Annotated in this window: 19 protein-coding genes and 1 pseudogene; 10 read left to right on the top strand and 10 right to left on the bottom strand. The window is 57.5% G+C overall.

The genetic code is table 11. The features are described 5' to 3' along the window. Window positions 1–124: 124 nt before the first annotated feature. Genes C4J94_RS14400 through C4J94_RS14390 form a run of 3 tightly spaced genes read right to left on the bottom strand, consistent with a single transcriptional unit; the run spans window position 125 to window position 935 of the window. A complete protein-coding gene (locus C4J94_RS14400; protein WP_124386781.1) occupies window positions 125–319 on the bottom strand; it encodes a hypothetical protein in 195 nt (64 codons plus the stop codon). Continuing rightward, a complete protein-coding gene (locus C4J94_RS14395; RefSeq protein WP_124386780.1) occupies window positions 316–501 on the bottom strand; it encodes a hypothetical protein in 186 nt (61 codons plus the stop codon). The genes C4J94_RS14400 and C4J94_RS14395 overlap by 4 nt, the downstream gene beginning before the upstream one ends. Continuing rightward, the gene (locus C4J94_RS14390; RefSeq protein ID WP_124388983.1) at window positions 498–935 is read right to left on the bottom strand and encodes a hypothetical protein; all 438 of its coding nucleotides are present in this window, start codon (window positions 933–935) and stop codon (window positions 498–500) included. The genes C4J94_RS14395 and C4J94_RS14390 overlap by 4 nt, the downstream gene beginning before the upstream one ends. 211 nt (window positions 936–1,146) lie before the next feature. Here C4J94_RS14390 and C4J94_RS14385 point away from each other — a divergent pair, with 211 nt between their 5' ends. Further along, the gene (locus C4J94_RS14385; protein WP_124386779.1) at window positions 1,147–1,431 is read left to right on the top strand and encodes a DUF2622 domain-containing protein; all 285 of its coding nucleotides are present in this window, start codon (window positions 1,147–1,149) and stop codon (window positions 1,429–1,431) included. Here the strand turns inward: C4J94_RS14385 and C4J94_RS14380 are convergent. The 7 genes and pseudogenes from C4J94_RS14380 to C4J94_RS14350 all read right to left on the bottom strand — a co-directional run bounded on the left by C4J94_RS14380 (window position 1,392) and on the right by C4J94_RS14350 (window position 5,982). Beyond that, window positions 1,392–1,640, bottom strand: a complete 249-nt coding sequence (locus tag C4J94_RS14380) for a hypothetical protein (protein WP_124386778.1) — start codon at window positions 1,638–1,640, stop codon at window positions 1,392–1,394. The genes C4J94_RS14385 and C4J94_RS14380 overlap by 40 nt on opposite strands. 15 nt (window positions 1,641–1,655) lie before the next feature. Further along, window positions 1,656–1,910 carry a hypothetical protein gene (locus C4J94_RS14375; protein WP_124386777.1) on the bottom strand — a complete coding sequence of 85 codons (255 nt, stop codon included), beginning with the start codon at window positions 1,908–1,910 and terminating at the stop codon, window positions 1,656–1,658. 457 nt (window positions 1,911–2,367) lie between these two features. Further along, window positions 2,368–2,619, bottom strand: coding sequence for a DUF1654 domain-containing protein (locus C4J94_RS14370; RefSeq protein WP_124386776.1), 252 nt, complete (start codon window positions 2,617–2,619; stop codon window positions 2,368–2,370). Window positions 2,620–3,528: 909 nt separating this feature from the next. After that, window positions 3,529–3,854, bottom strand: a pseudogene (locus tag C4J94_RS14365) (DUF2388 domain-containing protein). A 123-nt stretch (window positions 3,855–3,977) separates the two neighbouring features. Further along, a complete protein-coding gene (locus C4J94_RS14360) occupies window positions 3,978–4,856 on the bottom strand; it encodes a hypothetical protein (RefSeq protein ID WP_105706787.1) in 879 nt (292 codons plus the stop codon). Between the two features lie 179 nt (window positions 4,857–5,035). Further along, window positions 5,036–5,275 carry a hypothetical protein gene (locus C4J94_RS27860; protein WP_124386775.1) on the bottom strand — a complete coding sequence of 80 codons (240 nt, stop codon included), beginning with the start codon at window positions 5,273–5,275 and terminating at the stop codon, window positions 5,036–5,038. Continuing rightward, window positions 5,275–5,982, bottom strand: coding sequence for a LexA family transcriptional regulator (locus C4J94_RS14350; protein WP_124386774.1), 708 nt, complete (start codon window positions 5,980–5,982; stop codon window positions 5,275–5,277). The genes C4J94_RS27860 and C4J94_RS14350 overlap by 1 nt, the downstream gene beginning before the upstream one ends. Before the next feature lie 43 nt (window positions 5,983–6,025). On the opposite strand from C4J94_RS14350, the gene C4J94_RS14345 reads away from it, so the two are divergent. The 9 genes from C4J94_RS14345 to C4J94_RS14305 all read left to right on the top strand — a co-directional run bounded on the left by C4J94_RS14345 (window position 6,026) and on the right by C4J94_RS14305 (window position 12,154). Beyond that, on the top strand, window positions 6,026–6,253 hold the full coding sequence (locus tag C4J94_RS14345; protein ID WP_124386773.1) for a helix-turn-helix transcriptional regulator: 228 nt from the start codon (window positions 6,026–6,028) through the stop codon (window positions 6,251–6,253). 54 nt (window positions 6,254–6,307) lie between these two features. Continuing rightward, entirely contained in the window at window positions 6,308–6,928 is a 621-nt protein-coding gene (locus tag C4J94_RS14340) for a hypothetical protein (RefSeq protein ID WP_124386772.1), read from the top strand. A gap of 131 nt (window positions 6,929–7,059) precedes the next feature. Then, window positions 7,060–7,908 (top strand): BRO family protein, encoded by an 849-nt coding sequence (locus C4J94_RS14335; RefSeq protein ID WP_124386771.1) that lies wholly within the window; start codon window positions 7,060–7,062, stop codon window positions 7,906–7,908. Between the two features lies 1 nt (window position 7,909). Then, window positions 7,910–8,887, top strand: coding sequence for a phage replication protein (locus C4J94_RS14330; protein ID WP_124386770.1), 978 nt, complete (start codon window positions 7,910–7,912; stop codon window positions 8,885–8,887). Next, complete coding sequence (locus C4J94_RS14325) at window positions 8,874–9,662, top strand: hypothetical protein (protein ID WP_124386769.1); 789 nt, start codon at window positions 8,874–8,876, stop codon at window positions 9,660–9,662. Before C4J94_RS14330 ends, C4J94_RS14325 begins: the two co-directional genes overlap by 14 nt. Continuing rightward, window positions 9,659–10,417 (top strand): hypothetical protein, encoded by a 759-nt coding sequence (locus tag C4J94_RS27690; protein WP_177413454.1) that lies wholly within the window; start codon window positions 9,659–9,661, stop codon window positions 10,415–10,417. Before C4J94_RS14325 ends, C4J94_RS27690 begins: the two co-directional genes overlap by 4 nt. Beyond that, a complete protein-coding gene (locus C4J94_RS14315; RefSeq protein ID WP_124386768.1) occupies window positions 10,414–10,884 on the top strand; it encodes a hypothetical protein in 471 nt (156 codons plus the stop codon). Before C4J94_RS27690 ends, C4J94_RS14315 begins: the two co-directional genes overlap by 4 nt. Further along, window positions 10,881–11,480 (top strand): recombination protein NinG, encoded by a 600-nt coding sequence (locus tag C4J94_RS14310; RefSeq protein WP_124386767.1) that lies wholly within the window; start codon window positions 10,881–10,883, stop codon window positions 11,478–11,480. The genes C4J94_RS14315 and C4J94_RS14310 overlap by 4 nt, the downstream gene beginning before the upstream one ends. Next, window positions 11,477–12,154 (top strand): hypothetical protein, encoded by a 678-nt coding sequence (locus C4J94_RS14305; RefSeq protein WP_124386766.1) that lies wholly within the window; start codon window positions 11,477–11,479, stop codon window positions 12,152–12,154. The genes C4J94_RS14310 and C4J94_RS14305 overlap by 4 nt, the downstream gene beginning before the upstream one ends. Window positions 12,155–12,205: the final 51 nt, after the last annotated feature.

Here is a 12,205-nt window from a genome sequence, read left to right as displayed (position 1 = left end):
GAAGGTGTTGGTTATTGAGAGATTCGATCAGCGAGGGCGCTGAGCAACATCAGAAAGGTGCAGACGGAGAGGGCGGAGAAGGAGCCGCGCCAGATGAGTAGGCGCCGGGTACGCTGGTGGGTGGTCAAGGCCTAACCCTCACCGCGATCCGCCCGCCCTTCATGGTTGCCGCCAAGCGCTTCGGCAAGGTGGCCACGGCACGCTCACGCGGCTGGCCGATCACTTCATTGAAGGGGAGGCCAAAGCCCAGCATGATCAGCCTCGACTCAACCTCGTCGAGCTGCTCGTCGATCAGCGATTTAACCGGTGATGTAGTCACGCTGCCTCCTTGCGCGAGACCTTGTTGAGGCGGGCGCAGTAGTGGTCGAATTCCTTGAGGGTGATCGTTTCGTCAATCAAGAATTGGGCGATCATCCGCTGAACAATTAGAGCCTCTTCCTGCGTGCTTGCTGCATGCATGAGGCTCTCCAGCGCTTCGTCAATGAGGATGTGGGCGCTCATACATCAGCATCCACGTCGTCTTCGCGCTCTTCCCGTTCCGCCGCTATCGCGTCTGCGGCATACGGCCTCAGCAGCGCTACGGCGATCTTCTCGACCGCTTCAATGGGCCGTTGCTGGCCCAACAGGTCTGCAGCATGGGACCGGGCATCGCTCTGGCTGCCGAGCATTGCCGACAGCAGCAGGCGGGCAAACGAATCGCGCTGGTCGAGGCCGTCTATCTGGCGCTGGTTTAGGTGACCCTGCAGGACCGTGCAGAACCGGTCGAACGTCACCACCTGCGGCTGGCCGTAGCGGCGCTTCCACTTGATGTCGACGCCGCACACCAGGCGCTCCGCCGAATGCTCAAGCCAGTCCGTCACCTCGTCGCTCTCGCTTACCTCTGGAGGCAACTGAGCGTCGTAACGCTCCTGGCAAATATTCAATGCTGCGTTCATGGTCGCCTCCAAGGTAGCGGGTTGTTCACCTGTATTCGTCAACACTCATGCCTCCCGCCGTTTGCCGATGGGCGCGGAGGAGTGCTGACGGGTAGAGGTGGGAAGGGGAGCGCCTGTTTTACAAGGGGCAGGCTCCCTGTTTCCTCGCTTTCCACAGCCGAGGGAAACCCCATATGCTTCGGCTTCCACAGTCGAAACAAGGAATGCAGTTATGGCGAATTACATGGTGCGGGTTGAGTTACTGAAGGCCGGATGGGATGACTACGAGGATCTTCATGCTGGGATGGAAGCGTTGGGGTTGATGAAGACCATTGCTTTCGCCGACGGGACGTTGCGAAAACTCCCAATCGGCACCTACTACGGATCAAGCAGCCTTGACATAACCACGCTTCGCGAGCGGATCAGGGGGCTCGCTACTCCGCTTTCCGGGCATGGCGGACCGTGGATTTTTGTATCTCAGTCCGAAACATGGTCTGCTTGGTTAGACCTGGCCTGAGACTTTCCGCCCCCACTGGCCGCGCCCTTCGGAGCGTTGTCGATAGCGTGCAGTTTCAGTACTTTCATTGAAACGGTGAAGGCGGTATCGAAATCGGTACCGTCGTCATTCGCTACGATCCGAACCAACTCACGAACTCGTTCAATCTGTTCTTCGTTCATTCCTTTCTCCAGTTTGATTTCCCAATGCACCCGGGTAACCAGATGCATCAGTGAAAAGGTCCGTCACGCTGCGAACAGCTCTTGTTGGTGTGGCTGCGGCATGCAGCGCTGGAGCCCGGCGCGCATGGCTGATTCCAGCAGTTCGGCGTCTTGCTCAAGCTCAGGAAATTCCCCAGCAAATTCGCTTACCGCGCTGCGCAGTCCTGCTGCCTCACGCTGCAGAGCTGGAATGACGATGCTGATCATGTTGCCGATCGTGCGCAGATCAAGGCTGCATTCCCGACAAAGCCGGATGTAGTCGAGCATGTACTTCGGCATTTCACTTACTCCCGGTTGTCATCCCAAGCAGCCCTCGCGAGAAGGCTGCTCAGTGATGCTTTCCGCCGTGACCCGCTACTGGCGTCGGTCACCGGCTTGAATCAAATGTCACTCCAGCCGCGGGCCTTTCGGCTTGTTCTCCCGCTGGATAACTGTTCTTGGCGCTTTACGCTGCACGTCCGGGTCAGTTGCCAACCCTCTGAACCGTTTAGGCCGGTTCATCGCTGCCTTTGAATCTGGGCCGGTGGTGATCCGGCAAGGGGTATCGCTAAAGAGCGGCGCAGGTTTAGCTGCTGGCCGGCGTTCTTCGTTGCTGGCTTGAGGCGATAATCACAGAGTGTGTTTGTTGTGTCAACACGTAATGTGTTTGTATTTTTCATGATTGAATCACGCTGTGTGGTTTTTATAGGGGAATTGAGAAGGACGGGGTGGTGAGCCCGCCTGCTGGCGTGCTCATTTAGGAATCGCAGTATTCGCGCCAGCCGATCCTGACGGCACCATCATCCAGATGCTCGATCCTGATGCCGGCGGTGTCGCCGATGTCTTGGATGACCTGGCGCCAGGCTTCAGGGCTTTCGTCGTCGCGCCTGGAAACCTCGACCAACTGAACCCGCTGGACCCGGGGAGAGGCGATCAAGCCTTGTAGGCGATGGCCCACAAGCTCGTAGGAGTTTCTCGGTTTGGGTGTGGGGTAGGGTGCTTGGTTCATGCGTCGCTCCTTGCGAATACTGTATGCATACACAGTATTGGTGCTGGCATATCTTGGCAAGAGGGCGGCAGGAAGTTTCATGCATAAATGCATATTTTGGTTGGCGGAGCTTTTTGGCAAGCATGAAAAAGCCCGCGCTTGGCGGGCTTGAGGTCGATCGGGAGAGCTACGCGTCAGGTGCCACAATATGGATTTCGCCGAGAAGGTCGCTCACTGAGCGGATGTTGTCGCGCGCACCTAGCGCCTCAGCCTCCGAGGAAAATGGTCCGACAGCGACGTATTTCGCCGATCCTTTCGTGGTCGGGAGCCCCAGGCGCTTCACTGACCGGGTTGCCTCTGCGTGAGCCCATGGCTCGCATTCCACCCGCACAGTCCATCCTGACATCAAGGGTGCTTGTGAGGACAGTACTGGGAGCACGTCACCACCACAATGTTTGCACTTGATGGCTGCTCTTTTAATGTTCTCTGCACAGAGCGGGCAGGGGCGGGTATCTGTCTCGGCCGCTGATTGCGGCGCAGTGGATTTTCCGCCAAGAAGCACCATAAGCAAGCCGGCGAGTATGATTACTCCGCCGACAATCGTGTGCACTTGGCGGTCTGCCATGAGGCCCAGATTGTTTACCCGGCCGCCCGCTCCAGTCGAGACGGAAACATCCATGCTCAGCGCGAAGATTAGCCAGCACACGCCGATAATCAGCGCGAACGTCCCAAATCCTTTCATTGAATCCCTCCGTAATTGAGCTCGCACTTTACCATTCGTGGCGTACAGCCACCATTGGAGGGAAAAGCCGAACGGGCAAATCGCAGGCAAAGAAAAGCCCGCGATGGGGAGGGCGGGCTTAAAGGCTTTCATAAGGAGCTGGGATAACAATAGGCGCTCGACTGTGAAAGAGATGTGAAAGCTTGCGCTCAGTAGGACGTCGCGATTGCCTTGGCGAGTTGCATATCGGACATGAGGGGCGACCTATAGCTCAATCGATAGTGTCGGGATGCTTGCTCAAACTGTGCGCCGCGAATCTCTCCATCCGACCCAATGAATGCCAGAGCTTCTGTCTTCGCCGATGTGAAAACCTTTGGCGGTTCGGTCGTGAGGGATGTGGTCGCCCCAATTTAAATGGTTGGCGCGGAGATTGTGAGGAATATCGCGGCAGCGATAGGGTTGGCGCCATCACCTGACACGGCCTGCGTGCTGATTGATGCCAGTAGGGCGGCCCCAGAGCCTTCCATGAATCCATTCATCGATGCTTCCATTGCTATTAGAGGGCGCCAAGATAGCAGAGGGTAGGGTGGTAGAACAAAAAGCCAGGGGATGGGCCCGGCTTAGATTTTTTTTGGGTGGGTGAATCTATATGGGGTTCTCAGCCGGCATCGGACAAATACAACTGCCTTATAACACCCTCTTTTATGCTGGCCTTACCCCTTACCTCAAGCTTCTCACCAGATGCAAAATGTTGAATATAAACATTTGCACTCGACTCAAAAGCAGGGTCAGTTATTTTGGCGTTGACACGGCTCGTTCCATCGTCATCAGCTTCAGGTTCGCCATCCTGGCCGAGAAGTCTGACCTTCGCTGTGCCTCGCTCTCTATCCATTTCCGTGATTATTACTACAAAGGATTTTAGCCCTGTTAGCTCGGCGTCATCGTCGTCGGCAAGGATCGCATCTTTAGTTGCCTGGTCAATAGATATGGGCTGTGCTCCAGATTCCGGGCTCGGGATTATATCAATGCTGCGGCACGTCTGCCCCACAGGGGACACAGCTTGCTTTAGTGATGATCTCAAACTTTCCGCAAGTTTCTCGATAGTCAGAAGCAACCGGTCCGTAGTCTTATCGTTACGCCCGGTTTGTGAATCGAGCTGCTTTTCAAGCAGCTCCCTCAGATGCTTCATTTCTTCGCCCTTGTTGCTATTCCTAGCAACGATATAAGAGACAATTGCGGTAATGATGCTGCCGGCTAAGCCCGACATAAGCTGTGACTGCATTACGCTTTGCAGCTCAACGGCCAATTGAAAGCACTTGGCCTTCGGCTCAGTTGCAAAAGCCCTGACTTCAAGGGCTTGCCATTGCTTAGCGTAGGACCCCGTAGCCACAAAGTGGCCGACTACGCTGTAAATTCGACCAAACCCTTGCATCGATTCACCCAGAGCCATCATGTCAATGACATGACGATCTGCATCCTTTCCCTCGTAACGAATCAAAAGACTGTCAACGGTATAAAGGTCGGTGCTCTCATTCATAGTAGGCTTCCTTTCCAAAATTTTCATCAAAAACTGTATGTATAAACAGTATTGATGTCTCTCAGGTTGGTTTTGTCGAACTCTATTGCACTTGAGTTCGCCAGGTGATGACAGCTAAAGGAGCCATCTGGCGACAGCCAAATTTATGCGTAGTTTCGCATTGGGCGGGTTACCCGGCTTCATCTGGTGTTATAGAAATGGTTCAGCGCTATCAGCTCAACCACAGCCACGAAAACGCAGAGCACAAGGAACCCAGGGCTGAAGACCCGCTTGCGGCCTGATGAGCCCCAGCTAAGACCAGCTGCGTCGGAATAGCCGGGGATCATCATGAGGAAAGCCAGGCAAGCAATGACCCCGACCTTGCTCCAGAAGGACTGCTCTCGCCATGAGGTTGATGGCTTTCCTAGTGCGGATGGCATCAGTAAAACTTCTGCAGCGCCTGGACAACCACGCCAACGATCCGGCAATTCTCGTCGACGGCCTCAATAGGGTAGCTAGGGTTCAGCGGCTTCAGGAACAGCCGGCCGCCGTCGCTCACCAGCTTCTTGAATGTCGCCTCGTTGCTGTCTGGCAGCTTAGCCACGACCAGCTTGCCTGGTGCGACCTCAGCCTCAGTGTCCACCAGGATCAGAGTGCCCTCGGTGATGCTCTGGCCGGCGGGCGCCGTCATTGAGTCGCCTTTGACCGTCAGCCAGAACGCAGGACCTTTGGAGTCGTACTCCGAAAATTCGTAGGTGTCCGAGATTCCAGCCGGGTAGGGCTCCACGGCTTCTGCCCAGGCGCCGGCGGCAACCCAGCTCACAACCGGGTAGCGGAATGATTTGGTGGGCTGGGCGGCGACTGAAATATTCGAGGGGCTTTCGCCAGGCAAAAGTAACGCTGCCGGATCGACTTTCAGCTCATGGGCAATCTTGGCGATATCTTCAAGGTTTGGCTCCCGAGCATCTTTCTCATAGTTTCCTATGCGCGATTGGGATTTCCATCCGCACGCCTTTGCCAAGGCAGCCTGAGAAAGCCCTGCTTTTTCTCTGTAGTGCGCGATGCGCGATCCGAGTGTCTTCATGGATCGAATTTTAATCACGGAGTGAAATAAAATCCGCCCACTTATTGTGTTTGCCAATAACACGATATGTGTTTATCCTTGATTTATTGACCGCAGGAGCAACGCAATGAATCTCATAGCAGAGTTTCGTGAGGAGGCCGGAATCACCCAGGCAGCCTTGCACCGAAAGCTCAACTGGAAGCAGTCGCGGCTCGCAAACTACGAGTCGGGGGCGCGCCCATTGAAGCTTGAAGACGCCCGGAAGATCGTCCAGGCGCTGAATGAATTGGGTGCGAAATGCACTTTGGATCGCGTTTTTCCGCAGCAATCTACTGCGGATGTTCGGGCCGCCTAGGCGACTTCCCTGTCCGCCGTTCCATTGAAGCCAGATTAGAAGAGAGCAGTCCCAATGCAAACGTCCAGTTCCAGACACACCGTACAAACCCGTGATCAGGTGCTGGTCGCCCACGCTGCAAACCAGATCGCACGCACCAGCCTGAGCCAGGACGACTTCGCTCAGGCGCTGAGCCGTGAGATCTACCTGACCGTGCCCGCCGCGAAGATCAAAGACGCGAAAGTCCCGGATTTTGAAGAGCTTGCTCGCCTGAACGATGTCGGCGAGTTCATTAAGGCAACAGGCCGCTGGCTCAAGCGCGTTCAGCGCTGGCTTTCCGGCGACCAGGAAATGCCTTCCTGGCTGGAAGAGTCGTGGGTCAACGCCCTTGAGCCTGAATTCCGGGACCACTGCGTAAACGAACTGGCGAGTCGCCACGGACTGACCGGCGCCCGCCAGATGACCAGTGACCAATGCGCAAACAAGAGCTTTGGCGCGCTGATCCGCGCCCTGGGTGATGTGATCGATACCGGCAGCGAAGTATTCGACGACCAGGTCATGTGCGAACTGGATCTGCCGCACCTACCGGCGTTCGCGAAGCAGTGCCGCCAGGTTGAAGCGAAGGCAGGGGAGTTGGGGCGCCGTGCGGAGCAACTGCTCGCGGCGGCTCAGCGAAATTTGAAATCCGTTTCCTGATTTCCCGCGCATGCGCGGAAATCGGTGCCCCATCGGGTTCGCACTATGAATTAAGCGGATCTGAAACCCAGGCACAAAAAAGCCGACGGTCGAGGTCGGCTAATTCGATAACACTTTGTGAGGCCGATTATATGCAAACCCCGCCACATATCAATAGCACTGCCAATATCGCGCCACGTTTTTCGCAATCTGAAAACGTGGCGCGCAATTCATCTGTGATTCCGTTCGACTTCGACGGCACCGCAATCCGGGTCATCACCGACAAGCTCGGCGATCCGTGGTTTGTCGCACGCGATGTCGCTGACGCACTGGGCTACTCGAAGCCAGAGAACGCCGTGTCCCGTCACTGCAAGGCTGCGACCACTACCCCGAAACAGGGTGGTGGTTTCATGACCATGATTCCTGAGCGGGACCTGTACCGGCTGGTGATGAAGTCCAAACTGCCGGCCGCCGAGAAGTTCGAAGATTGGGTAGTCGGGCAAGTGCTGCCGAGTATCCGCAAGACCGGCACCTTTTCTGCCCAGGGCCCGAATAACTCCAAGATCGTCGGCGAGCTTGCCATTTTGGAATGCTTCGACCGCCTGTTGAAGCCTGCCAACTCCAGCAAGATGCTGATGCTGGCCAAGATCGCCGCCAACAACGGCCTGGACGCCAAGTTCCTTCCAGGCTATGCGGTGGACGCCGCCCCTGGTGCCGCTGGTGGCTCTTCCATGCCGACCAAGGCAATTACCGCCCTGATCAAAGATCACGGCATCGCCAGCACGGCTCGCGCCTTCAACCTTGCATTGGAGGCTCACGGCTTCCTCAAGGTCCTCCAGCGCAAAAACTCCAAGCAGGAAATGGTGGACTTCTGGTCTGTTACCGAGAAGGGCATGGCCTACGGCAAGAACCTTACCAGCCCTCAATGCCCCCGCGAAACGCAGCCTCACTGGTACGTGGATCGCTTCCTTGAATTGGCCGCTAAGGTCGGGAAGGCCTGACATGCAATACACCGTCACGATTAACCAGGTGAAGGCGCTGGAGTGGGGGCTGAATTCTCAGCAGGCCCTGCTGTTCGCCTTCGTCTACGGCTGCCCAAGCTGGACCAAGCCAATTAAAACCGATGACGGGATCTTCTTCGCGCTGAGCAAGGCCAAGATCATCGAGGAGCTGCCGCTGCTCACCGATAAGCCGGACACCGCTTACCGCATGCTGAAGGCCCTCGAAGAGGCCGGTTTGATTGAGCTTTCCAGCACTTCGAACATCACACTTTTTCGCCTCACCGAGAAGGCCGTCGAGTGGAACCAGAAGCTGGATGGGTCGGAAAAATATCCGACCCCACCAAAAAACAAGGGTCGGAAAAATATCCGATCTACCTCGGATAAATCTCCGAGCAAGGTCGGAAAAAAATCCGAACAAGGGTCGGAAAAATCTCCGACAAATCAGGATACCAATCATCAGGGTACCAATCAGGACACCAGTCAGGACTTGCAGGACGCCACCGGCAAGCCGGCTCAGTCCCGCGGTCTGGTGCTGGTGGTTGATCGCACCGAAACCCCACGGGTCGAGATCCCCGCCGACATGCCTGGCCCCAAAGACCAGACCTGCAAAACCTTCAAGGTCTGGGCGAACTACGCCATGGCTTACCGCAAGCGCTACAGCGCCTGGCCTGTGTGGAATGCCAAGGTCGGCGGCCAGCTCGGACAGTTGGTAGACCGTCTCGGCGCCGACGTCGCCCACCACGTCGCTGCCCACTTCTTGAAAACCAGCGATGCCGCTGTGCTGCGCAAGTGCCACAGCCTCAACGAGCTGCTGGCCAACGCCGAGAGCTATCACACCCAGTGGGTGACCGGGCAGCGCATCAACGGCACAACCGCCCGCCAGATGGAACGGACAGAGGCGAACCACTCCGCAGCGGAGCAGGCCGCCCAGATGGTTCTGGCCAAACGCCAAGCAGGTGACCGTAATGAATACCTTTGAAATGAATGACCAGCAGGTTGCCGGGCTGGCCGCCGCCATCTGCGCCACCGCGGAGGCCATGGGCCAGGAAATGAACCCGGGCACTGCCGCGATGATGGCTGAAGACCTCTGTGCGTATCCGGTGCCTGTCGTGAAAGCCGCACTGAAGGCGTGTCGCTTCGAAGTGAAGGGAAAGCTGGCGATGGCCGACATCCTGCAACGGGTCCAATCCTCCGATGGCCGGCCGGGCAAGGACGAGGCCTGGGCCATCGCCATGACTACCAACGACGAATTCGAAACCGTGGTGCTGACCGACGAGATCCAGCTGGCCCTGGCTGCTGCGAAACCCATCTTGGATGGCGGCGACAAGATCGGTGCACGCATGGCGTTCATCGATGCCTACCAAAGGTTCGTGGGCCAGGCCCGCGAGGATGCGAAACCGGTCAACTGGCACGTGTCCGTGGGCTTCGACGCCAACCGGCGCATCCAGGCAGTCACCAAGGCTGTGGAGCTGAAACGCATTCCCCAAGATCACGGCCAGAAGTACTTGGCTGACCTGAGCATTGTTCCAGTTACCGAGGATGGCCGCGCCATTGCCGGTTTGCTCACCGGCGCCGTCACCCAGCCTGCACCAGTGCTGCGCCAGAAGCTGGAACTGGTCAAAAACTCGATGCTGGAAATGCGCAAGGCCAGTGCCGAACGGAAAACCGAAATGCGGATTGAAGCGGCCAATGAGTTGGCGAACCGCCGGGCGCTGCTGATCAAGCAGGCCCAGGAATTGGAGGCACGGGCATGACCATCGACAAGCAGAAACTTCAGAAGCTGCTGTGGAGTGAAGTCGCCTCTTGGAAGGCTGACTGCGGGGAATGGAAGCAGAACGCTGAAGCGCTTGGTGAATTCCTTGGCGAGAAGACCGTGGGGGAGGTGGCGGTGGAGCTGCTGGCCGAGAACGAGCGGCTTACTGCCAACGTGAAGCTGAATCTGTGTGACCACCCCGCAGTTCACTGGGGCGACGTCGATCTTCTGGTCGCCTCGGTCTCTGGAACGTCGCAGATTGAACTGGCAAAAGTCCACGGCTGCACGCCTCCCAACATCAGCCGAAAAATTCGTCGGGTGAAAGGGCGCCTTGGATGGCGTGAAGGGATGTCCGTGGTGGAGATCCGCGCCCGCGCCGAGCAGTTGCGTGCCCTGGCGTCTCAAGGAGCGGTCGTGACCGCCGACCTCATGGCTGAGCGCGACCAGCTCAAGGCCGAGAACGAGGCGCTGCGGTCCGATATTCAATCCTGGCGCCTCAGCATCGAGGCCGAGCGCAACGTGCATAAATTGTCGCTGAAAGGCATCCAGGATGAGCTTGACCGCCTGAAGGGGCTTGGCTTCGCCGAAGAACTGGCGGTGCTGTGCAAGAGTGCCGCTCGGTATCAGTGGTTGCGCGAGGCTCGTAGCGGCTACATCGAGGTCGTGGAATGGATCGGCCCGCACGCGACAGGGATGACTGGCGAAGACCTTGACTCGCTGCTCGACGCTGCCATGGGCATGGGAGGGCGGTCATGACTGACAAGATCAGCGTCAACTGCCAGGCGAAGCTCTCTGAGGCTATCACCAAGTTGAGCGCCATGTACCGGGACAAGAAGTTTGTGGTGGTCTCCCTGCGCCCTGGTAAGGACAGGACACTCGACCAGAACCGGCTGTGGTTCGGGATGTACAAGCGAATCGCCGATATGACACAGATCGGTGACCCGGCCGACGCCCGCCGGTACTGCAAGCTTCACTTCGGTGTGCAGATTCTGCTGAACGAGGACGCTGGGTTCCAGGCCGAGTGGTACCGGGTGATGCGTCATCTGCCATACGAAACGAAGCTGGCCATGATGGGTGAGTGCCATTTGTTCGGGCCGGACGGCTTCCCGGTGACCAGCCTGTTCAATCGCGCCCAAGGCATCAATTACACCGACCGCATCGCCGCCTATTTCACCGGCCAAGGTGTGGTTTTCACTGATCTACTCAGCAAGGAGGCTGCATGATCGCCAAGCAACCCAAACCGAAGAAGTGCAAGAACCCCGCATGCGGCAACAGCTTCCCGCCGCAGCGCCTGGGCCAAGCTGTATGTAGCCCGAAGTGCGGCCTAGCCATCAAGGACGTGAACCAGGCGAAGGCGCGTAAGTCACTGGCCCAAGTTGAGCGCCGCGAGATCAAAGTCCGCAAGGAGAAGTTGAAGAGCAGGGCGGATCACCTGCGGGAGGCCCAGGCCGCAGTGAATGCGTACGTGCGCCTTCGCGACGCGTACTTACCGTGCATCAGTTGCGACTCGACGCCCAACGACAATGACCTCATGACCGGCAGCCGCTGGGACGCGGGACATTACCGTTCCGTGGGCGCCTGCCCAGAGCTGCGTTTCGAGCCGCTAAACATCCACCGGCAATGCGTGAAATGCAACCGCAACCTGTCCGGCAACGCCGTGGAGTACCGGATTCGCCTGGTGTCGCGCATTGGCGCCGAGAAGGTCGCCTGGCTGGAAGGTCTGCACCCAGCCTACAAGTACACCATCGAAGAGATCAAGGCCATCAAGGCCGAATACCGGGCAATGACCAGAGAACTGAAAAAGGGGATCGCGGCATGAAACTGATCAACGCAAGGCAGGTATGGACCGAAGCACAGCACGAATCGAACGCGTCGATCAGCGCTGTGGCTATCGACAAGGCCCAATCGGCACCTTTAAAGAAGGGGCAGCGTATGCGCCGCGCCGAGGCCGTGTTCGCTGCGCTGGGGGATGACAAGGAAGAGCGCATTCAGGTTGTGCGCCAGAAGATCAGCATCAGCGAGACACGCGGTACGCCCGCCGGCCGCTCCACCGCCCGCGCCGCGCACCTGGCAACCATCGGCAAGGTGCTTCGAGCCATCGACACACTCCCGTTCCAGGTGCAGCAGTTCGGGCACTACCTGTACCACCCGACGATGAACTTGAAGCACCTGTTGAACGCGGTGCTGCTGATCACCGCCAAAGCGGCGCTGCCTGACCTGACTTCGGCCAAGCGAGTGAAGGCGCAGTACCTGGTTACCCTGGCCCTGCAATCGTACAAAGGGGAGGTGGCCGGATCTGCCGAGTGGGGACCGGCGCGAGTTGCTGCCGAGATGAATGCCTTCTTTGGCGTCACCATAGACCCCAAGAACTGGACGCGTGACTGGCTCGACTTGTGGGAATCCCTGAAAGAAGCGATCAAAGAAGTGGATATTCAGGCACAACAGCCATTGTGGCAGGTGATTCACGCAGAAAAAGATCAAGAGGCGGCATAATCATATTGACATGACGGGGTTTTGAGCGTACTTTTCCCATAGTGCACAAGT

Origin of the sequence: Pseudomonas sp. R5-89-07 (assembly GCF_003851685.1) — a bacterium.
In the GTDB taxonomy this organism is placed as follows: domain Bacteria; phylum Pseudomonadota; class Gammaproteobacteria; order Pseudomonadales; family Pseudomonadaceae; genus Aquipseudomonas.
Note: the sequence above shows the minus strand (reverse complement) of the source record. Positions and strands in the feature narration are given on the sequence as shown.

Excerpts from the sequence above, each read along its gene's own strand:
- C4J94_RS14395 (WP_124386780.1), bottom strand. The coding sequence starts at position 501 with ATGAGCGCCCACATCCTCATTGACGAAGCGCTGGAGAGCCTCATGCAT.
- C4J94_RS14390 (WP_124388983.1), bottom strand. The coding sequence starts at position 935 with ATGAACGCAGCATTGAATATTTGCCAGGAGCGTTACGACGCTCAGTTG.
- C4J94_RS14385 (WP_124386779.1), top strand. The coding sequence starts at position 1,147 with ATGGCGAATTACATGGTGCGGGTTGAGTTACTGAAGGCCGGATGGGAT.
- C4J94_RS14380 (WP_124386778.1), bottom strand. The coding sequence starts at position 1,640 with ATGCATCTGGTTACCCGGGTGCATTGGGAAATCAAACTGGAGAAAGGA.
- C4J94_RS14375 (WP_124386777.1), bottom strand. The coding sequence starts at position 1,910 with ATGCCGAAGTACATGCTCGACTACATCCGGCTTTGTCGGGAATGCAGC.
- C4J94_RS14370 (WP_124386776.1), bottom strand. The coding sequence starts at position 2,619 with ATGAACCAAGCACCCTACCCCACACCCAAACCGAGAAACTCCTACGAG.
- C4J94_RS14360 (WP_105706787.1), bottom strand. The coding sequence starts at position 4,856 with ATGAATGAGAGCACCGACCTTTATACCGTTGACAGTCTTTTGATTCGT.
- C4J94_RS27860 (WP_124386775.1), bottom strand. The coding sequence starts at position 5,275 with ATGCCATCCGCACTAGGAAAGCCATCAACCTCATGGCGAGAGCAGTCC.
- C4J94_RS14345 (WP_124386773.1), top strand. The coding sequence starts at position 6,026 with ATGAATCTCATAGCAGAGTTTCGTGAGGAGGCCGGAATCACCCAGGCA.
- C4J94_RS14340 (WP_124386772.1), top strand. The coding sequence starts at position 6,308 with ATGCAAACGTCCAGTTCCAGACACACCGTACAAACCCGTGATCAGGTG.
- C4J94_RS14335 (WP_124386771.1), top strand. The coding sequence starts at position 7,060 with ATGCAAACCCCGCCACATATCAATAGCACTGCCAATATCGCGCCACGT.
- C4J94_RS14330 (WP_124386770.1), top strand. The coding sequence starts at position 7,910 with ATGCAATACACCGTCACGATTAACCAGGTGAAGGCGCTGGAGTGGGGG.
- C4J94_RS14325 (WP_124386769.1), top strand. The coding sequence starts at position 8,874 with ATGAATACCTTTGAAATGAATGACCAGCAGGTTGCCGGGCTGGCCGCC.
- C4J94_RS27690 (WP_177413454.1), top strand. The coding sequence starts at position 9,659 with ATGACCATCGACAAGCAGAAACTTCAGAAGCTGCTGTGGAGTGAAGTC.
- C4J94_RS14315 (WP_124386768.1), top strand. The coding sequence starts at position 10,414 with ATGACTGACAAGATCAGCGTCAACTGCCAGGCGAAGCTCTCTGAGGCT.
- C4J94_RS14310 (WP_124386767.1), top strand. The coding sequence starts at position 10,881 with ATGATCGCCAAGCAACCCAAACCGAAGAAGTGCAAGAACCCCGCATGC.
- C4J94_RS14305 (WP_124386766.1), top strand. The coding sequence starts at position 11,477 with ATGAAACTGATCAACGCAAGGCAGGTATGGACCGAAGCACAGCACGAA.